We start from the raw sequence: 19,142 nt of genomic DNA, 5'->3' as shown, positions 1-19,142 counted from the left end.
ACTGAAGGGAGAGAATCACATGAAAAAATTTGCTGCAATGGCTGCTGTTCTGGCGCTCTGTACTGCTCCGGCGTTTGCTGCCGATCAGGGCGGGTTTAACGGGCCAAATGCGACGCAGAACGCCGCGCAAAACGGTGGATTCAAAGGCCCGAACAGTAGCGCGATTACCGTCGAAAACGCCAAAAAGCTCAATGACGACGCGCCGGTGACGCTGCGCGGTACGCTGGTTGAGCGCGTGGGCGACGAGCTGTACCTGTTTAAAGACGCTTCCGGAACGATTAACGTCGATATCGATGACAAGCGCTGGAACGGCGTCACTATTACCCCGCAGGATAGCGTTGAAATTCAGGGGGAAGTGGACAAAGGCCGCAACTCCATTGAGATTGACGTGAAACACATTAACAAAGTCGCTAAATAATTCCCCTTCGGGCCGGTTCTCCGGCCCTTTTCTTTGTGACTCAACGCGGCAGATAGGGTAGTATCTGCGGCAATATTGCCCCATAAATAGCCGGGTGTAAGTTGAGGAATCACAATCAATGAGCGATATGGCAGAGCGCCTTGCGCTGCATGAATTCACAGAAAACGCCTACCTGAACTACTCCATGTACGTCATCATGGACCGGGCATTGCCGTTTATTGGCGATGGCTTAAAGCCGGTGCAGCGCCGCATCGTTTACGCGATGTCGGAACTGGGGCTGAATGCCAGCGCGAAATTTAAAAAATCCGCCCGTACTGTCGGTGACGTTCTCGGTAAGTACCATCCGCACGGCGACAGCGCCTGCTACGAAGCGATGGTGCTGATGGCGCAGCCGTTCTCTTACCGCTATCCGCTGGTCGATGGCCAGGGGAACTGGGGGGCGCCGGACGATCCGAAATCCTTTGCGGCGATGCGTTATACCGAATCGCGCCTGTCCAAATACGCCGAGCTGCTGCTAAGCGAGCTGGGGCAGGGCACCGCCGACTGGGTGCCGAACTTTGACGGCACGATGCAGGAGCCGAAAATGCTGCCTGCGCGTCTGCCGAATATTCTGCTTAACGGCACTACCGGCATTGCGGTAGGGATGGCGACGGATATTCCCCCGCATAACCTGCGTGAAGTGGCGAATGCGGCGATCAAATTAATTGAGCAGCCGAAAACCACGCTCAACGAACTGCTGGATATCGTCCAGGGGCCGGACTACCCGACCGAAGCGGAAATCATCACCTCGCGCGCGGAAATTCGTAAAATTTACGAGAACGGGCGCGGTTCGGTGCGCATGCGCGCGGTATGGAAAAAAGAAGATGGCGCGGTGGTGATCACCGCACTGCCGCATCAGACCTCCGGCGCGCGCGTGCTGGAGCAGATCGCCGCCCAGATGCGCAACAAAAAGCTGCCGATGGTCGATGACCTGCGCGACGAATCGGATCACGAAAACCCGACGCGTCTGGTGATCGTGCCGCGCTCCAACCGGGTGGATATGGATCAGGTGATGAACCACCTGTTCGCCACGACCGATCTGGAAAAAAGCTACCGCATTAACCTGAACATGATCGGCCTCGACGGTCGCCCGGCGGTGAAAAACCTGCTGGAGATCTTAAGCGAATGGCTGGTGTTCCGCCGCGATACCGTGCGCCGCCGCCTCAATCACCGTCTGGAGAAAGTGCTTAAGCGCCTGCATATCCTCGAAGGTTTGCTGGTCGCGTTTCTCAACATTGACGAAGTGATTGAAATCATCCGCACGGAAGATGAGCCGAAACCCGCGCTGATGTCGCGTTTTGGTATCAGCGAAACCCAGGCCGAAGCGATCCTCGAACTGAAACTGCGCCACCTTGCCAAACTGGAAGAGGTGAAAATTCGCGGCGAGCAGAGCGAGCTGGAAAAAGAGCGCGATCAGCTGCAGGGCATTCTGGCGTCCGAGCGCAAGATGAATACTCTGCTGAAGAAAGAACTTCAGGCTGATGCCGACGCGTTCGGCGACGATCGTCGTTCACCATTGCAGGAGCGTGAAGAAGCAAAAGCGATGAGCGAGCACGATATGTTGCCGTCTGAACCGGTGACTATCGTCCTGTCGCAGATGGGCTGGGTGCGTAGCGCCAAAGGCCACGATATCGACCCGCAGGGGTTGAACTACAAAGCAGGCGATAGCTGGAAAGCCTCGGTAAAAGGTAAGAGCAATCAACCGGTAGTGTTTATCGATACCACGGGTCGCAGTTACGCTATCGATCCTATCACGTTGCCATCGGCGCGCGGGCAGGGCGAGCCGTTAACCGGCAAACTGACGCTGCCGCCAGGAGCGACGGTTGAGCATATGCTGATGACCGGCGACGAGCAGAAACTGCTGATGGCGTCGGACGCGGGATACGGCTTTGTCTGCACCTTCAACGATCTGGTCTCGCGTAATCGCGCGGGTAAGACGCTGATTACGCTGCCGGAGAACGCGCACGTTCTGCCGCCGCTGGTGATCGAAGATGAATCCGATATGCTGCTGGCGATCACTCACGCCGGACGGATGCTAATGTTCCCGGTCAGCGACCTGCCGCAGTTGTCGAAAGGGAAGGGCAACAAGATCATCAGCATTCCTGGTGCTGAAGCGGCTGCCGGTACAGACGGCCTGGCGCATCTCTTCATCTTACCGCCGCAGAGCACGCTGACCATCCACGTCGGCAAGCGCAAGATCAAGCTGCGTCCGGAAGAGTTGCAGAAAGTGGTCGGCGAGCGTGGGCGTCGCGGTTCGCTGATGCGCGGCCTGCAAAAAATCGACCGCGTGGATATCGACTCTCCGCGCCGGGCGAGCGCAGGCGATAGCGAAGAGTAAGTCCTGATATCCCCTTCCGGCAATGGAAGGGGATGCGGTTAAAAATTGCCGCAAAACCGTTGTTAATTCACCCGTTGCGATTAACAATACCCATTTTGGGAACCTGCAATTCACCACATACTGTTTCGCATAACGGTAACGTATAATTCTAAGCGAAACGGGTGTCAGAGGTAGCTATGCTTTCAATTTTGCGTTTAATTGTTGTGGTCATCTACAGCATCCTGGTATGCGTATTCGGCTGTATTTACTGTCTTTTTAGTCCGCGTAACCCAAAACACGTTGCCACCTTCGGCCATATGTTTGGTCGTCTCGCGCCGGTGTTTGGTCTGAAAGTGGAGCGTCGACTTCCGCCCGATGCCGCAAACTTTGGCAACGCTATCTATATTGCTAACCACCAGAACAACTACGACATGGTCACGGCATCCAGCATCGTGCAGCCGCCGACCGTCACCGTAGGCAAAAAAAGCCTCGTCTGGATCCCGTTCTTCGGCCTGCTGTACTGGCTGACCGGCAACCTGCTGATCGACCGTAATAACCGTTCCCGCGCGCACAGCACCATCGCCGCCGTGGTCGATCAGTTCAAAAAGCGCCGTATTTCCATCTGGATGTTCCCGGAAGGAACGCGCAGCCGGGGGCGTGGCCTGTTACCGTTCAAGACGGGTGCCTTTCATGCGGCGATTGCGGCAGGCGTACCGATTATTCCGGTTTGCGTGTCGAATACTTCGAATAAAATCAAGCTTAACCGGCTGAATAACGGACTGGTGATTGTTGAAATGCTGCCGCCGATCGATACGCGTAACTGGAGTAAAGATCAGGTTCGCGATCTCGCCGCGTACTGCCGTGAAATCATGGCCGCTAAAATTGCAGAGCTTGATCAGGAAGTCGCCGAGCGGGAAGCGGCAGAGAAGCGTTAATCCGGTTTTGTCCGGCGGGAAATGGATCCCTTTTACCTCTTTTTTCTCTATGGAGCACATATGTCACTCAGTCGGCGTCAGTTTGTTCAGGCATCAGGGTTGGCGCTTTGCGCCGGTGCGGTGCCGCTGAGGGCAAACGCTGCCGGGCAGCAGCAGGCTTTGCCGGTTCCTCCGTTGCTGGAGTCCCGTCGCGGGCAGCCGATCTTTCTGACGCTACAGCGTTCGCACTGGCCGTTTACGCCGGGTACGCGGGCGCCTGTCTGGGGCATTAACGGGCGCTATCTCGGGCCGACTGTTCGCGTCTGGCGCGGTGATGACGTTAAGCTCATCTACAGCAACCGGATGACTGAGAACGTTGCCATGACCGTTAGCGGTCTACAGGTCCCTGGGCCGTTGATCGGCGGCGCGGCGCGGATGATGTCGCCCAACGCGGACTGGGCACCCGTGTTACCCATTCGCCAGAACGCTGCGACACTGTGGTATCACGCCAACACGCCGAACCGCATGGCCGAGCAGGTGTATCAGGGCCTGGCCGGAATGTGGCTGGTGGAAGATGAAATCAGTAAGTCGCTGCCGATCCCGAGCCACTATGGCGTGGATGATTTTCCGATCATTATTCAGGATAAACGGCTGGATAACTTCGGCACGCCGGAGTACAGCGAGCCGGGAAGCGGCGGATTTGTGGGCGATACGCTGCTGGTGAACGGCGCGCAAAGCCCTTATGTCGAAGTCTCTCGCGGCTGGGTACGCCTGCGCCTGCTGAATGCGTCTAACGCTCGTCGCTATCAGTTACAAATGAGTGATGGGCGCGCCATCCATGTGATCTCCGGCGATCAGGGTTTTCTGCCTGCGCCCGTCTCGCTCAAACAGCTTTCGCTGGCACCCGGCGAGAGACGTGAGATCCTCGTGGATATGACCAACGGCGACGAAGTCTCCATCACCTGTGGTGAAGCGGCGGGCATTATGGACCGTATTCGCGGCTTCTTTGAGCCGTCGAGCATCCTGATTTCAACCCTGGTACTGACGCTACGTCCGACGGGCCTGCTACCGCTGGTCACTGACAGCCTGCCGCAGCGCCTGCTGCCGGCGGAGTTGATCAGCGGCGCACCGGTGCGCAGCCGCGATATCAGTCTCGGCGACGATCCGGGCATCAATGGTCAGCTCTGGGATCCACAGCGGATCGATATTACTGCCCAGCAGGGAACCTGGGAGCGCTGGACGGTGCGTGCCGATGAGCCGCAGTCTTTCCACATAGAAGGCGTGATGTTCCAGATCCGCAACGTGAACGGTGCAATGCCGTTCCCGGAAGACCGGGGCTGGAAAGATACCGTCTGGATCGACGGTCAGGTGGAACTGCTGGTCTATTTCGGTCAGCCATCATGGGCGCATTTCCCGTTCCAGTTTGCCAGTCAGATACTGGAGATGGCGGACCGGGGATCGATAGGGCAATTACTGGTGAATCCGGCACCGTAAAGTTTTCTTCAGAGCCTGTCTGTAACAGGCTCTGGTTCGGCAAGGCATCTCCGAACCATTACTGCAAAATCTCCCTTCATTTGTCGGTGGTATTCGGCTTATAATCCACGCCCTTTGATTATTTTTTCCCCGGAAGCATTATGAGCGCAATATCCCTGATCCAGCCGGATCGTGACCTCTTCTCCTGGCCGCAGTACTGGGCGGCCTGCTTTGGCCCCGCGCCATTTTTGCCGATGTCGCGCGAAGAGATGGATCAACTTGGCTGGGATAGCTGCGACATTATTCTCGTCACCGGCGACGCGTATGTCGATCACCCGAGCTTCGGTATGGCGATTTGCGGGCGAATGCTGGAGGCGCAGGGCTTCCGGGTGGGGATCATCGCCCAGCCGGACTGGAACAGCAAAGATGACTTTATGCGCCTCGGCAAGCCGAATATTTTCTTTGGCGTGACGGCGGGCAATATGGATTCGATGATCAACCGCTATACCGCGGATCGCAAGCTGCGCCACGACGATGCCTATACACCGGATAATGTGGCGGGCAAGCGTCCGGATCGCGCAACGCTCGCCTACACGCAGCGCTGCAAAGAGGCGTGGAAAGACGTGCCGGTAATTCTCGGCGGTATTGAGGCCAGCCTGCGGCGTACCGCGCATTATGACTACTGGTCTGATACCGTGCGCCGCTCGGTGCTGGTGGATGCTAAAGCCGACATGCTGATCTTCGGCAACGGCGAGCGTCCGCTGGTGGAAGTGGCGCATCGTCTGGCGATGGGCGAGCCGATTAGCCAGATCCGCGACGTGCGTAATACCGCGATTATCGTTAAAGAAGCGCTGCCGGGCTGGAGCGGGGTGGATTCCACGCGTCTCGACACGCCAGGTAAGATCGACCCGATCCCGCATCCGTACGGCGACGATCTGCCGTGTGCGGATAACAAACCGGTCGCGCCGAAAAAGCAGGAAGCGAAAAATGTCACCGTGCAGCCGCCGCGCCCGAAGCCGTGGGAGAAGACCTACGTCCTGCTGCCTTCCTTCGAGAAAGTGAAGGGCGACAAAGTACTGTACGCCCACGCCTCGCGTATTCTCCATCACGAGACCAATCCAGGCTGTGCGCGGGCGCTGATGCAGAAACACGGCGATCGTTACATCTGGATCAACCCGCCCGCGATTCCGCTCTCGACCGAAGAGATGGACAGCGTGTTTGCTCTGCCGTACCAGCGCGTGCCGCATCCGGCGTATGGCACCAGCCGCATTCCGGCGTATGAAATGATCCGCTTCTCCATCAACATTATGCGCGGCTGTTTCGGCGGCTGCTCGTTCTGCTCGATCACCGAGCATGAAGGGCGCATTATCCAGAGCCGCTCGGAAGACTCCATCATCAATGAGATCGAAGCGATCCGCGATTCTGTACCGGGCTTCACCGGGGTGATTTCCGATCTCGGCGGGCCGACGGCTAACATGTATATGCTGCGCTGTACCTCGCCGCGCGCGGAACAGACCTGTCGTCGGCTGTCGTGCGTGTATCCGGAAATTTGTCCGCATATGGATACCAATCATCAGCCGACGATCGACCTTTACCGTCGCGCCCGCGATTTGCAAGGCGTGAAGAAAATCCTGATCGCGTCCGGTGTGCGTTACGATCTGGCTGTGGCTGACCCGCGCTACATCAAAGAACTGGCGACGTATCATGTGGGTGGCTACCTGAAAATTGCGCCGGAGCACACGGAAGCGGGTCCATTATCGAAGATGATGAAGCCGGGGATGGGCAGCTACGATCGCTTTAAGGAACTGTTTGACACCTATTCGAAGCAGGCGGGTAAAGAGCAGTATCTGATCCCCTATTTCATCTCCGCACATCCGGGCACGGAGGATGAGGATATGGTCAACCTGGCGCTGTGGCTGAAGCGTCACCGCTTCCGCCTGGATCAGGTGCAGAACTTCTATCCGTCACCGCTGGCGAACTCAACGACCATGTATTACACCGGCAAAAACCCGCTGGGTAAAATCGACTATAAGAGTGAAGACGTGGTGGTGCCGAAAGGCGATAAACAGCGTCGGTTGCATAAAGCGCTGCTGCGCTATCACGATCCGGCTAACTGGCCGCTGATCCGTCAGGCGCTGGAAGCGATGGGCAAAAAGCATCTGATCGGCGGACGCCGCGAATGTCTGGTGCCTGCGCCGACCCTTGAGGAGATGCGCGAAGCACGGCGGCAGAACCGCAATACGCGTCCGGCACTGACTAAGCATACGTCGGTGGCGCATCAGCGGCAGGGGCTGGCGGCGAATAAAAAACGCGTGAAATCGGCGGGGCGTTAAGAGGTTGGCCCGGCAGCGTTTTTGCCGGGCAGATCGTTTTATTACAAACGCGGCGGATTGGTGTATACCCTGCTACTGATCCGCCATTGCGCTCTTGCCGCTTCATCTTTTGCAGACTGAACTTCCGAGCGCAGTGCTTCTACGTCCTGCTGTAATTGACTCACCTTTGCATCCAGCGTTTGAATCTCTTCAGCCAGAAACCTTTTTCGCGCTGTATTTCATCTTTATTGGCGTAAATCGCAGCATGTTCAAAACCTAAAATAGCGTAACCCCGTAAGCGTACTTTTTTCTGATGGTATTTATCAGGATTGGCCAGTAATTCAGAAATAGCAACATCTTCTACCTTGTGACTATTAGTCGCTAATTGCGGGGCTAATAATAGTTTCGATTGCGTGTCATCACGAAGTTGCCACATCAGAGAAGGCAATGGATCGTCGAGGTTATCAACATCTGTCAGCAGCCAGCGATCGTGCGGTTTAAAAAGCTGAATCTTCATCGAACGCGAGCGTTTTTTCTCGTTCAGGGTAATGTGTGCCTCGGCAAATCGATTGCTATAAGGCAATACATGACGTATTTCGACGGAGATATTGTCCGGGTTATTACATAAACATAGCGCATTAGGCAGGGTGCTAAAAAGCGGTTTACTGGCGACGGACGCAGTGCGGTGGTTCTCTAACATTTCACCACGCAGCCCGATGTCATAATTCATCCGATCCTCCGGTGAGTGATAAATACGCGTAATCGCCTGCTCAGGCGTTTCACTGCACCATGTGGCCTGGCTAAAGACGCCTGGCGCCAGCAGGAAAAAACGTAGCCGCCAGTTTTTCACGGGCCATTCCTTGTCGTCTGCGAGCCCGGCACATCATTCCGCTACCGTCAGCTGCCGAATACGAGCTGCCAGCGCTGCCAGTTTCTCATCGTCCGCTCGCTCACAGTCGTGTGAAGAAAGATAGCCTTCGTACTGCGTAAAATACGTCGTCTTTCGCGCCTCGATCGGCTTCCACTGCGTCATATCGCCGGTGCCGTGCATCGGGCTGAGTTTACTGTGAACGTGATCCACGCCGAAGCCTTCAAAAAACATTCCGCTACGGCCCACGTTAGGGAAAGCGCGATCCAGCAGTTTCGCCACCTTCTGCGTGGCGAGGGCTAAATTTGCCAGCGCCTGCGGTGGCAGATCGAATGCATAGCTCGGATAGTGTTTTTTCGGGATCACTACCGTAAAACCTTCGGTGTTAGGAAAGATGGATAGAAACGCCAGATGGTGATCGTCTTCCCAGATTTTATGGCAGGGGGCTTTACCTTCAGCTATCTGGCAAAAAATACAGTTCATCATTGTGTCTCCGTTGATGATTTATGCTGGTTAATAACATTTTGCATCCGTTGAACCAGACTACTACTGCCAGAAGGAATAATGTCGTCAATAATCCACTTATCACTGATGCGATGCAGAATAAAGTCCTGCTCCTTATGCTGTTGATCATTAAGTGAAAAATGAACCCGAACCCTGACGACATCCGCTTTTTTTCTAACAATACTGATATTTTCTACCTCAGGATGCTGGTCAAAATTGCAATCACAAATCGGATTGTTTAGCAGATATTCTGGATAGTCATCTCCGGATTCGTTAGAGATTACATACTGATATTTATACACAGTATCAATGAATTGTGCGGAAATTACGGCGTTCCATGGCCAGGTATTATCATTACTTCGGGAGAAAAGTTCCCGGATAAAATCCTGTGGCTGCGCTTTTTGCAATGAAGCCAGAACAGAAAGCGTTGTTTGGTTACTGTTATTTAGCTCTTGCCAGATACTTACATCGTCCTTAACCACGTCATCAACCAGCCAACGGTTATTTTCTGCTACCAGTTTTAGAGTCTGCGTAACGCTCTGTTTGCCATCCCGGAAAGGGCGAAAGCGTACCACAACGTTAGCGTGAATGGCGTCAGGCTGGTGGACGTTGACGTCTTCCAGTACCAAATTCTCATAATCCTGGCAGGCACAAATGGGATCGGCATCAAACCAGCCGATATCGCCCGGAGGGGTAAGCCTGCTATTGAGCTGAATAGCCCCTTCCATCCGCGCAGAAGTAATGGATTCAAAAACGCTGGGCTTAGAATCGTTACTATAGGATTGATATAATTGCCTGACGGTCTGCTCCGGCGACACTGGCGGTGTTTTCGCCAGCGTGGAAACACTAAAAATGAGGCATAGTAAGAGAAAGACCAAACACTTTATATTCAGGATCTTTTGCTTCAATGTAGGGAAGTTTACTTTTATCCGTTCGACCTGTGCATGTTCTGCATCTGTAAGTTGCATCGGGATTCTCTATATATGTTGGTCAGGAATAATTGCAGGCTATCTTGCAACGCCCTAACCCCGGCAGGAATGAATGATTTCTGAAAAGCGCACGACTCATTGACTTAACAACCGAAACGGTAGTCAATAAAGAGGGATTAATGACGCGAGAAAAAGGATGCAAAAACGATTTTGTCTGGGCCTTATATTAGTCGCCCTGCTGCAAAGCGGGTGCGTAACGCACTATCAAAGTCAGCCGATGGTGGAAGGGAAGCTGCTGGATAGTCACGGACAGCCGCTGGCGGGCGCAAGTGTGACGTATTCGAGCAATGCCGGAGAGACAAGCGCCTTGTCTGACAACAACGGACGTTTTTCCTTTCCTGCGAAGCATAAATGGGTTTTTTTCCTGCCAATAGGGCCGATGGACTGGGTACATCGTGCGGGGCTGCATTTTCAGACGGCAACGCAGCGGTATGACTATCTTGCCGCAGGCGGTTTAGGCAATGCACATGAGCTGGACGGGGTGGAAATTGGCGTTATTTGCCAGTTGCCGGCAGCGACAGAATTGTCGCCGCCGGAAGTGTGTCATCGGGTTGATATTAACAAGGTGACGGGCAATCAGCCGCCGAACTGATCCGGGTCTGGTCCCAGACGTTTACCCTGATCGAGTTTGGCGATTTCGCCCAATTCATCTTTGTCGAGGCGGAAGTCCCAGACGTTGAAGTTCTCCACGATACGGGACGGCGTGACCGATTTCGGGATCACCACCAGACCGTTGTCGAGGTGCCAGCGGATCACGATCTGCGCGGGGGTCTTGCCGTATTTATCAGCAAGCTGGCGGATCACCTTCTGATCGAACACACCTTCGCCGCCTTGCGCCAGCGGACTCCAGGATTCGGTCTGGATCTTATGCGTGGCGTTCCACGCATGAAGCTGGCGCTGCTGAAGCAGCGGATGCAGTTCGATCTGGTTGATCACTGGCGTAACGCCCGTTTCATCAATCAGCCGTTGCAGATGGTTGATCTGGAAGTTGCAGACGCCAATGCTTTTTACCAGCCCCTGTTTTTGCAGATCGATCATCCCTTCCCACGCCTGTACATAGCGATCGATAGCCGGAACTGGCCAGTGCATCAGGTACAGATCCACATGATCGAGTTGCAGCTTGTCGAGACTCTCCTGCAAGGCTTCGGCAGGTCGTTTTTGATCGTCATTCCACAGTTTAGTGGTAACGAAAATCTCGTCGCGCGGAACGCCCGCGCTCTGTAACGCTTTCCCTACACCGTCTTCATTTTTGTACGCGGCAGCGGTATCAATGGAGCGATAGCCCACTTCCAGCGCTTTATGAATGGCCTGGACTACCTCGTCATTGCCTGCTTTCCACACGCCGAGACCCAGTTGTGGCATTACGTTGCCGTCCTGAAGTTTGATTACGCCTGGATGTGTCATGCATTCCTCCTTATTAGAAACTCGCCGGAGCGATCCCGGCGAAGTTGTGTGCATTAAGTCTGGACGAAAAAGTCAAAAACGAAAGTCGGGAGATAAAATGGTTAGCGTGCCGCTTCGTAAATACGACGACTTACGTCCAGGGTAATATCGCCGTGCTCGCCCAGCGCGGTCATGCCGTGTTCTTCCAGTTTTGCCAGCAGTGCCGGGATGGAACTGCCGTCCAGGCCATAGCCGGAAAGGCGGGTCGGCACGCCGAGCTGCTCGAAGAAATTGCGGGTAGCGGCGATGGCGGCGTCAATACGCTCGTCTTCGCTGCCGCTGGTGATGTTCCAGACGCGCTCGGCATATTGCAGCAGCTTGCCGCGTTTGGCGTCACGTTTTTCACTCCACAGCGCAGGCAGAACGACCGCCAGAGTTTGCGCGTGATCGAGGCCGTGCATCGCGGTTAGCTCATGGCCGAGCATATGGGTGGCCCAGTCCTGCGGCACGCCTGCGCCAATCAGACCGTTCAGCGCCTGGGTCGCCGCCCACATCACGTTAGCGCGTACGTCGTAGTTTTCCGGCTCCTGAAGCGCTTTCGGGCCATCTTCTACCAGCGTCAGCAGAATGCCTTCGGCAAAACGGTCCTGAATTTTCGCGTTCACCGGATACGTGATGTATTGCTCAACGGTATGCACAAAGGCATCAACCACGCCGTTGGCAACCTGACGCGGCGGCAAGGTGTAGGTGTAAACCGGATCGAGCACGGCGAAGACCGGCTGAACGAAAGGCGAATGGAATGCCTGTTTGTCGCCGGTGGTTTTACGGGAAATCACCGCGCCTTTATTGGACTCGGAACCGGTAGCCGGGAGGGTCAGTACGGAACCCATCGGGATGGCGCTGCGAATGTCGCTGCCGCTGGTTTGCAGAATATGCCACGGATCGACGCCGTCCGCATAGTGTGCGGCCGCGGCGATGAATTTAGTGCCATCAAGCACGGAACCGCCGCCGACCGCCAGCAGAAAGGTGATGTTCTCGTCGCGGGCGATTTTCACCGCCTTCATCAGCGTTTCGTAAGACGGGTTAGGCTCAATGCCGCCGAACTCACGCACGTCCAGCCCGGCCAGCGCGCTGTGAACCTGATCCAGTACGCCGGTTTTTTTAACGCTGCCGCCGCCGTAGGTAATGAGGACGCGGGCATCAGCGGGGATTTGATCGCGCAGGTCGGCAATCGCGCCTTTGCCAAACAGAATGCGGGTCGGGGTATGCAGAGTAAAGTTATTCATTGCTCGTTCCCTTAAGGAGATAAAAAACTGAGGCTTTCATTGTGGTCTTGCGGTGGCCAGCTCTCAATGCATATTCCTGCTGTTGTCTTGCCCATTTCTCCATAACGCTGGAGAAAGGCGTTAAATACGGGCAGACTAAACAGGTGAAATTGCGCCCCGGAGGTAACCGGTTATGAACCGTCAGGAAATCTGTCAGCAGCTTACCGAAAAAATTAACCTGCTAAAAGATAACGAAAAATCGCTCAGCGCGCTGCTGCCAGACGTGCGTCTGCTGTACGGTACGCAGCCCGGCACTCGCACGCCGGTGATGTACCAGCCGGGGATCGTATTTCTCTTTTCCGGCCATAAAATTGGCTATATCAATGAGCGTGTATTTCGTTATGACGCCAATGAATACCTGCTGCTCACCGTCCCGTTGCCGTTTGAATGCGAGACATATGCCACACCCGAAATCCCGCTGGCCGGTATCCGCCTGAACGTCGATATATTACAGTTGCAGGAACTACTGATGGACATCGGCGAGGACGAGCGTTTTCAGCCGGGCGAGTCGGCAAGCGGGATTAACTCCTCCGTGCTGACGGATGAGATCCTGTGCGCCGCCGAGCGGTTGCTGGATGTGATGGAGCGCCCGCTGGATGCGCGTATCCTTGGCAGGCAGATTATCCGCGAAATTCTCTATCACGTATTAACCGGCCCGCGCGGCGGGGCGCTGTTGGCGCTGGTCAGCCGGCAGACCCATTTCAGCCTGATTAGCCGGGTTTTAAAACGAATTGAAAGCCATTACACCGAGAATCTGAGTGTCGATCAGCTTGCTGCCGAAGCGAATATGAGCGTATCGGCGTTTCACCATAACTTTAAGTCGGTAACCAGCACCTCGCCGTTGCAGTATCTGAAGTCGTACCGGCTGCATAAAGCGCGGATGCTGATGATCCATGATGGAATGAAAGCCAGCGCGGCGGCGATGCGGGTAGGCTATGAAAGCGCATCGCAGTTCAGCCGCGAATTTAAGCGCTATTTTGGTTTGACACCGGGTGAAGATGCGGCGCGGATCCGAATGATTCAGGGAATGTAGCCGGGCAGGTTCAGCCGCCCGGCGCGGGAACATCAGGCGTTACAGTATTTCTTTTTGACGACGAGGATAATGGTCCCCAGCAATCCGGCGACCAGCAGGAAAATTGGCAGGATCATCAGGAAGGTCATTACCTGGTCCTCATGACGCTTCACAAACGGGATCATGCTTAGCGCATAGCCAAAACTGGTGACAACCAGCACCCATAGCAGGCCGCTCAGCCAGTTAAAGAACTGAAAGCGCCGGTTTGACAGACCGGAGATACCCGCCATCGTTGGCAGTAACGTTCTTACAAATGCCAGAAAGCGTCCGGCCAGCAGGGCCAGCAGGCCGTGGCGGTCGAACATGCAGGTGGCCCGCTGATGATATTTATCAGGAAGCTGGGCCAGCCAGCCTTTTACCACACGGGTATTTCCCAGCCAGCGGCCCTGAGCGTAGCTTAGCCAGCAGCCAAGGCTTGCCGCCGTCGTCAGAATGGCAATGGTGGGAACAAAGCCCATAACGTCTCTGGCAATCAGCGCCCCGGCCAGCAGCAGCAGGCTGTCTCCGGGTAAGAAAGAGGCGGGTAGCAGACCGTTTTCCAGAAACAAGGTGGCAAACATGACCAGATAGACGACACCAATAATGTGCGGATTTGCCAGGGCAGCAAAATCATGCTGCCAGAGCGCGGCGACGATATTATGAATAACAGCCATGAACTTTCCCGTGAAACAGCATCTATTCGACGATTCTATCCCTTATTGGTCCGGGCGTTGTTGATCCCGGACGCAGCATTGCAGACTTTTCCACTATTGAGTTGCGAAAAGATGTGCGTCCTGGCCCTATTATTACACGATCCGCGTGAACCCCGCTGCTAAATCAGCAAGAAGATCGTCAACATTTTCCAGTCCAATATGGACGCGGATAAGCGTACCGTCAAAATCCACTTCGCCGTCGGGACGAATAGCGGCAATATGCTCGGGCTGATTCGCGAGGATCAGCGATTCATAGCCGCCCCAGGAGTAGGCCATACTGAATAATGAAAAGTTGTCGAGATAGTCCGCCAGCTCCCGATCGTTCAGCCTTTTTCTCAAAACAAACGAGAACAGTCCGCTGCTGCCGGTGAAATCGCGCTTCCAGAACTCATGGCCTTTGCTACCGGGCAGGGCGGGGTGATTGACCTGCGCCACCTGCGGGTGAATGGCAAGCCACTCGGCAATTTTCAGACTGCTTTCATGGTGCTGGCGCAGGCGCACGCCGAGGGTCCGCAGGCCACGGCTGGTCATATAGGCGGTGTCCGCATCGACCATCTGCCCCATCAGATAGGCGTTTTCGCGCAGTTGATCCCAACAGCGGGCATTGGCAACGGCAGTTCCTACCATGGCATCAGAATGGCCAATCAGATATTTAGTACCCGCCTGGATGGAGATATCAATACCGAAATCGAGCGCCTTAAACAGAATGCCCGCCGCCCAGGTGTTGTCGATCATAATGATGGCATTCGGTGCCACGCGTCTGACCGCTTCTACGATAGCCGGAACGTCATGGACTTCCATGGTGATGGAGCCGGGGGATTCCAGAAACACGACTTTGGTGTTGGGCTGCACGCTATCGGCAATCTTCGCGCCAATCAGCGGATCAAACCAGGTCGTCGTGACGCCCAGCTTGCCGAGAATGTTGGTGGCGAAATCCTGAGTCGGTTCATAAGCGGTATTGGTGATAAGAATATGGTCGCCCTGTTCAACAAAGGCGAGGAGGGTATTGGCGACTGCCGCCGCACCGCACGGAAAGAGCGCACAGCCCGCGCCGCCTTCCAGTTCGCACATCGCTTCCTGCAGTGAGAAATGGGTCAGCGTCCCGCGACGGCCATAGAAAAGTTCGCCTTTCGCCCGGTTGCGGGTGGCGTGTTTTTTCGCTTCTACCGTTTCAAACACCAGCGATGAGGCGCGCTGGATCACGCTGTTTACCGAACCCTGCGTATATTTTTTGCTGCGCCCCGCATTCACCAGGGCGGTATCAATGTGCTTCTCTGACATGTCGCTCAGCCTGTTTTATCCATCTGGACGTCTAAATTAACACGATTACCGTATTATGCATCCGCCTGGCGACATATTCAGAATAAAAATTTCCCTTAATTCGGCTGACCGCTTTTTTACTGCGTAAGCGCAAGGAAAATGAGCGGAATTTACGGCAATATGTAAATACTAATGAGAACTACTATCAATTCGACACTGTTTTGATATTATTATGCTCAGATTTTGTGACTTGTGTCCTGGAGATTGAGAGTGGGTAATAATTTGATGCAGACGGATCTCTCCGTTCTGGGTATGTATCAACATGCCGACATCGTGGTTAAGATTGTGATGATTGGCCTGATCCTGGCATCGGTCGTCACCTGGGCTATTTTCTTCAGCAAGAGCGCGGAAATGCTGGCGCACAAGCGTCGTATCAAGCGTGAGCAGCAGCAGTTAGCGGAAGCCCGCTCTCTGGATCAGGCCAGCGAAATTGCCGCCTCCTTCCACAGCAGAAGTCTGAGCACCCGTCTGCTTTATGAAGCACAGAACGAGCTGGAACTTTCCGCCGGTTCATCCGATAACGAAGGCATTAAAGAACGTACCGGTTTCCGTCTGGAACGTCGCGTGGCGGCGTTTGGCCGCCATATGGGACGCGGGAATGGCTATCTGGCGACCATCGGCGCGATTTCTCCATTTGTCGGCCTGTTTGGTACGGTGTGGGGGATTATGAACAGCTTTATCGGCATCGCCCAGACCCAGACCACTAACCTGGCGGTTGTGGCGCCGGGCATCGCGGAAGCGCTGTTAGCGACGGCGATTGGCCTGGTCGCGGCAATCCCGGCGGTGGTGATCTACAACATCTTCGCCCGCATGATCGGCAGCTATAAAGCGACGCTCGGCGACGTTGCCGCGCAGATCCTGCTGCTTCAGAGCCGCGACCTCGATCTGGATGCCAGCAACGCTGCGCAACCGGTTCGTACTACCCAGAAACTTCGCGTAGGGTAATGCAGCATGGCTTTGCATCTTAATGAAAATCTGGATGATAACGGCGAAATGCATGACATCAACGTTACGCCGTTTATCGACGTGATGTTGGTTCTGCTGATCATCTTCATGGTAGCGGCCCCGCTGGCTACCGTTGATGTGAAGGTGAATTTACCGGCATCGTCCAGTCAGCCGCAGCCACGTCCGGAAAAACCGATTTATCTGTCGGTAAAAGCGGATAACAGCATGTTTATCGGTAACGATCCGGTGACCGATGAGACGATGGTGAATGCGCTGAATACGCTTACGGAAGGTAAGAAAGACACCACCATTTTCTTCCGCGCGGATAAAACCGTGGATTATGAAACGATGATGAAGGTGATGGATACCCTGCATCAGGCGGGTTATCTGAAGATTGGTCTGGTGGGCGAAGAGGTGACGAAGGCGAAGTAAACGCCTTTGTCCTTGTCCGGCATCTGCATCGTGATTTCCCCGGTGGCGCTTCGCTTACCGGGGCTACGATTTGGTTGGATCCCGGAGCTGTGATTTCCCCGGTGGTGCTTCGCTTACCGGGGCTACGGTTTTGCTGTTCTGAGGAACGTGTTACGCAATGGAATGTAGGCCCGGTAAGCGCAGCGCCACCGGGCAGGTTGAGCGCAGGGCTATCATCGCCCTGAGGTTATCACCCCAAATGCTCCCCACCGCAAACGCCGTGAACTTCAGCGGTCACATAGCTCGATTCATGACTTGCCAGATAAACGTAAATCGGTGCCAGCTCCGCAGGCTGCCCTGCACGCTTCATCGGCGTCTGCTGGCCAAACTCAGGCAGTTTCTCCTGCGGCTGACCGCCAGAGATTTGTAGCGCGGTCCAGATAGGGCCTGGTGCCACGGCGTTGACCCGAATCCCTTTCTCCGCCACCTGCTTCGCCAGCCCGCGGGTATAGTTGAGAATAGCGGCTTTAGTCGACGCATAATCCAGCAGATGCGGGCTGGGCTGATAGGCCTGAATTGACGAGGTGGTAATAATACTCGCGCCCGGCGAGAGCAGCGGCAGGGCTTCCTGCGTGATCCAGAACAACGCAAAAACGTTCACCGCATACGTTTTCTGGAACTGCTCGCTGGTCAGATCGGCAATCTTCTCAATAGCAACTTGCTTCCCGGCGACCAGCGCCAGCACATCCAGCCCACCCAGCGCTTCACGCGCTTTATGCACCAGCGAGCGGGCAAAGTTTTCATCGCTCAGATCGCCTGGAATGAGCACCGCTTTGCGCCCGGCAGCTTCAATCAGCGCCTTAACATCCTGCGCATCTTCTTCTTCCGCAGGCAGATAGTTAATCGCCACGTCAGCGCCTTCACGCGCGTAAGCAATGGCGGCAGCGCGTCCGATGCCCGAATCGCCCCCGGTTACCAGTGCCTTACGATCTTTAAGACGTCCGCTGCCAACATAGCTCTTTTCACCGCAATCCGGTACAGGCGTCATTTTGGCCTGCACACCCGGCGAGGGCTGTTTCTGCTTCGGATATTCACCGGTGTGATATTGCGTCGTGGGATCCTGTGGGGTAGTTTGATTCTTCGGCATAAATACGCTCTCCATCGTTGCTTACGGATGAATTAAGCGTAGTCGCCATAAGTGACATAAGGGAAATAATCGGGGTTTTCTGTACCCGTCAGGCGGGATCGTTTGGCGAGGCTGACGGTGGCGTTGTGGAAGCCGGCGCTTCAGCCTCAAGGGGGACAATCCTGACATTCGACGTACGGTAATTGCCGTCAGAAAGTTTACGTGTCAGGCCAAGCGTGGCGGTTTCGCGTGCACGTAAATGCTGATAGCTGGCTTCAATGCTGTCAAAAATTTTCTCTTTCAGGTCCGGGCGGCGGGCGATGATTTCATTAATCACCGCGCCATAAATTTCTTCTTTTACCTGATAAGCGTAAATCTCGCGGCGGTTTTGCCATTTCATCTTCACCAGCGCGGCGGGGATCGAAACCAGCGCTTTGGCCGTATTCTGGATGGTGGCATTTTTATCGCTGATGAGCACCGCAAGATTGTGCTTTAAGATAACGTCATCGCTTTTTGTATCGTCTAAAGTCAAATAAACGTCTTTGCTATCATATTTTTTCACGTTATTCGTCCTCCAGATCATAAAACATAGGTGCAATTTTCTCACGGGTAATCAAATTAAGCCAAATGTCATTTCCGGACTCATTAATTTCCAGCGTTTTATCTGCCAGAATTTGACTTAATTCTTGTGCTGAAAAGTCGCCGTCGGCTTGTAACTCATTAAGGACATGACAAAAAGTCTCAATTTTGACAACGCGGAACAGGCGGTCTTTTATATGGCGGTCGCGTTCTTCCAGAAGCATATTTCTGGAAAAACCGTTACGACCTATTGAGGTTAATATGTCATTCTCAAGCTCAGCGAGGGTTCTTTTTCCCTGAGTTAAACTGGCGCTATTTTCTGCTTCCTCACTCTCTTCCCCAGCCGCGGATGTGTGAAAGCGAGCCGGGATAAGGGTCTCGGGTATCATGTAAATTCCTTAACTTTCAACACCATGAGGAGCATTTTACTGTGAGGCTCGTTGACAATAACATGG

Annotated in this window: 20 protein-coding genes; 9 read left to right on the top strand and 11 right to left on the bottom strand. The window is 54.6% G+C overall.

Features of this window, described 5'->3' with window-relative positions; all coding sequences use genetic code 11:
* Nucleotides 1–19 precede the first annotated feature (19 nt).
* The 5 genes from ACMGGS_RS02210 to ACMGGS_RS02190 all read left to right on the top strand — a co-directional run bounded on the left by ACMGGS_RS02210 (nucleotide 20) and on the right by ACMGGS_RS02190 (nucleotide 7,494).
* The gene (locus ACMGGS_RS02210; protein WP_414164870.1) at nucleotides 20–418 is read left to right on the top strand and encodes a YgiW/YdeI family stress tolerance OB fold protein; all 399 of its coding nucleotides are present in this window, start codon (nucleotides 20–22) and stop codon (nucleotides 416–418) included.
* Between the two features lie 118 nt (nucleotides 419–536).
* Nucleotides 537–2,795, top strand: coding sequence for a DNA topoisomerase IV subunit A (parC, locus tag ACMGGS_RS02205; protein ID WP_414164869.1), 2,259 nt, complete (start codon nucleotides 537–539; stop codon nucleotides 2,793–2,795).
* Between the two features lie 176 nt (nucleotides 2,796–2,971).
* The gene (gene plsC, locus ACMGGS_RS02200) at nucleotides 2,972–3,709 is read left to right on the top strand and encodes a 1-acylglycerol-3-phosphate O-acyltransferase (protein WP_414164868.1); all 738 of its coding nucleotides are present in this window, start codon (nucleotides 2,972–2,974) and stop codon (nucleotides 3,707–3,709) included.
* Between the two features lie 60 nt (nucleotides 3,710–3,769).
* Nucleotides 3,770–5,182 (top strand): cell division protein FtsP, encoded by a 1,413-nt coding sequence (ftsP, locus tag ACMGGS_RS02195; RefSeq protein WP_414164867.1) that lies wholly within the window; start codon nucleotides 3,770–3,772, stop codon nucleotides 5,180–5,182.
* A 140-nt stretch (nucleotides 5,183–5,322) separates the two neighbouring features.
* A complete protein-coding gene (locus tag ACMGGS_RS02190) occupies nucleotides 5,323–7,494 on the top strand; it encodes a YgiQ family radical SAM protein (RefSeq protein WP_414164866.1) in 2,172 nt (723 codons plus the stop codon).
* 41 nt (nucleotides 7,495–7,535) lie between these two features.
* Here the strand turns inward: ACMGGS_RS02190 and ACMGGS_RS02185 are convergent, their stop codons facing one another.
* From ACMGGS_RS02185 to ACMGGS_RS02170, 4 genes are all read right to left on the bottom strand, one after another.
* Nucleotides 7,536–7,658 carry an LPP leucine zipper domain-containing protein gene (locus ACMGGS_RS02185; RefSeq protein ID WP_414164865.1) on the bottom strand — a complete coding sequence of 41 codons (123 nt, stop codon included), beginning with the start codon at nucleotides 7,656–7,658 and terminating at the stop codon, nucleotides 7,536–7,538.
* Nucleotides 7,655–8,203 carry a hypothetical protein gene (locus tag ACMGGS_RS02180; RefSeq protein ID WP_414164864.1) on the bottom strand — a complete coding sequence of 183 codons (549 nt, stop codon included), beginning with the start codon at nucleotides 8,201–8,203 and terminating at the stop codon, nucleotides 7,655–7,657. Before ACMGGS_RS02180 ends, ACMGGS_RS02185 begins: the two co-directional genes overlap by 4 nt.
* A 153-nt stretch (nucleotides 8,204–8,356) precedes the next feature.
* A complete protein-coding gene (locus ACMGGS_RS02175; protein ID WP_414166184.1) occupies nucleotides 8,357–8,824 on the bottom strand; it encodes an HIT family protein in 468 nt (155 codons plus the stop codon).
* The gene (locus ACMGGS_RS02170; RefSeq protein WP_414164863.1) at nucleotides 8,824–9,813 is read right to left on the bottom strand and encodes a DUF3828 domain-containing protein; all 990 of its coding nucleotides are present in this window, start codon (nucleotides 9,811–9,813) and stop codon (nucleotides 8,824–8,826) included. The genes ACMGGS_RS02175 and ACMGGS_RS02170 overlap by 1 nt, the downstream gene beginning before the upstream one ends.
* A 157-nt stretch (nucleotides 9,814–9,970) precedes the next feature.
* On the opposite strand from ACMGGS_RS02170, the gene ACMGGS_RS02165 reads away from it, so the two are divergent.
* Entirely contained in the window at nucleotides 9,971–10,426 is a 456-nt protein-coding gene (locus ACMGGS_RS02165) for a carboxypeptidase regulatory-like domain-containing protein (RefSeq protein WP_414164862.1), read from the top strand.
* On the opposite strand, the gene dkgA is transcribed toward ACMGGS_RS02165, so the two are convergent.
* A complete protein-coding gene (gene dkgA, locus ACMGGS_RS02160) occupies nucleotides 10,411–11,238 on the bottom strand; it encodes a 2,5-didehydrogluconate reductase DkgA (protein WP_414164861.1) in 828 nt (275 codons plus the stop codon). The two genes, ACMGGS_RS02165 and dkgA, sit on opposite strands and share 16 nt — an antisense overlap.
* Before the next feature lie 101 nt (nucleotides 11,239–11,339).
* Nucleotides 11,340–12,503, bottom strand: a complete 1,164-nt coding sequence (yqhD, locus tag ACMGGS_RS02155) for an alcohol dehydrogenase (protein ID WP_414164860.1) — start codon at nucleotides 12,501–12,503, stop codon at nucleotides 11,340–11,342.
* Nucleotides 12,504–12,675: 172 nt separating this feature from the next.
* Between yqhD and ACMGGS_RS02150 the strand changes: the two genes are divergently transcribed.
* On the top strand, nucleotides 12,676–13,575 hold the full coding sequence (locus ACMGGS_RS02150) for an AraC family transcriptional regulator (RefSeq protein WP_414164859.1): 900 nt from the start codon (nucleotides 12,676–12,678) through the stop codon (nucleotides 13,573–13,575).
* A 32-nt stretch (nucleotides 13,576–13,607) separates the two neighbouring features.
* On the opposite strand, the gene yghB is transcribed toward ACMGGS_RS02150, so the two are convergent.
* Both yghB and metC read right to left on the bottom strand, forming a co-directional pair.
* The gene (gene yghB / locus ACMGGS_RS02145) at nucleotides 13,608–14,267 is read right to left on the bottom strand and encodes a DedA family general envelope maintenance protein YghB (RefSeq protein WP_194206879.1); all 660 of its coding nucleotides are present in this window, start codon (nucleotides 14,265–14,267) and stop codon (nucleotides 13,608–13,610) included.
* Between the two features lie 132 nt (nucleotides 14,268–14,399).
* A complete protein-coding gene (gene metC / locus ACMGGS_RS02140) occupies nucleotides 14,400–15,587 on the bottom strand; it encodes a cystathionine beta-lyase (RefSeq protein WP_414164858.1) in 1,188 nt (395 codons plus the stop codon).
* A gap of 249 nt (nucleotides 15,588–15,836) precedes the next feature.
* Between metC and exbB the strand changes: the two genes are divergently transcribed.
* Together exbB and exbD are read left to right on the top strand one after the other, a co-directional pair.
* Entirely contained in the window at nucleotides 15,837–16,571 is a 735-nt protein-coding gene (gene exbB, locus ACMGGS_RS02135) for a tol-pal system-associated acyl-CoA thioesterase (RefSeq protein WP_414164857.1), read from the top strand.
* 6 nt (nucleotides 16,572–16,577) lie between these two features.
* Complete coding sequence (exbD, locus tag ACMGGS_RS02130) at nucleotides 16,578–17,003, top strand: TonB system transport protein ExbD (protein WP_176918470.1); 426 nt, start codon at nucleotides 16,578–16,580, stop codon at nucleotides 17,001–17,003.
* Nucleotides 17,004–17,232: 229 nt separating this feature from the next.
* Here the strand turns inward: exbD and ACMGGS_RS02125 are convergent, their stop codons facing one another.
* From ACMGGS_RS02125 to ACMGGS_RS02115, 3 genes are all read right to left on the bottom strand, one after another.
* Nucleotides 17,233–18,129 carry an SDR family oxidoreductase gene (locus ACMGGS_RS02125; RefSeq protein ID WP_414164856.1) on the bottom strand — a complete coding sequence of 299 codons (897 nt, stop codon included), beginning with the start codon at nucleotides 18,127–18,129 and terminating at the stop codon, nucleotides 17,233–17,235.
* An 88-nt stretch (nucleotides 18,130–18,217) separates the two neighbouring features.
* Nucleotides 18,218–18,691 (bottom strand): cytoplasmic protein, encoded by a 474-nt coding sequence (locus tag ACMGGS_RS02120; protein ID WP_414164855.1) that lies wholly within the window; start codon nucleotides 18,689–18,691, stop codon nucleotides 18,218–18,220.
* The gene (locus ACMGGS_RS02115; RefSeq protein ID WP_414164854.1) at nucleotides 18,672–19,076 is read right to left on the bottom strand and encodes a hypothetical protein; all 405 of its coding nucleotides are present in this window, start codon (nucleotides 19,074–19,076) and stop codon (nucleotides 18,672–18,674) included. The genes ACMGGS_RS02120 and ACMGGS_RS02115 overlap by 20 nt, the downstream gene beginning before the upstream one ends.
* Nucleotides 19,077–19,142: the final 66 nt, after the last annotated feature.

Origin of the sequence: Superficieibacter sp. BNK-5 (assembly GCF_047456055.1) — a bacterium.
In the GTDB taxonomy this organism is placed as follows: Bacteria; Pseudomonadota; Gammaproteobacteria; order Enterobacterales; family Enterobacteriaceae; genus Superficieibacter.
Note: the sequence above shows the minus strand (reverse complement) of the source record. Positions and strands in the feature narration are given on the sequence as shown.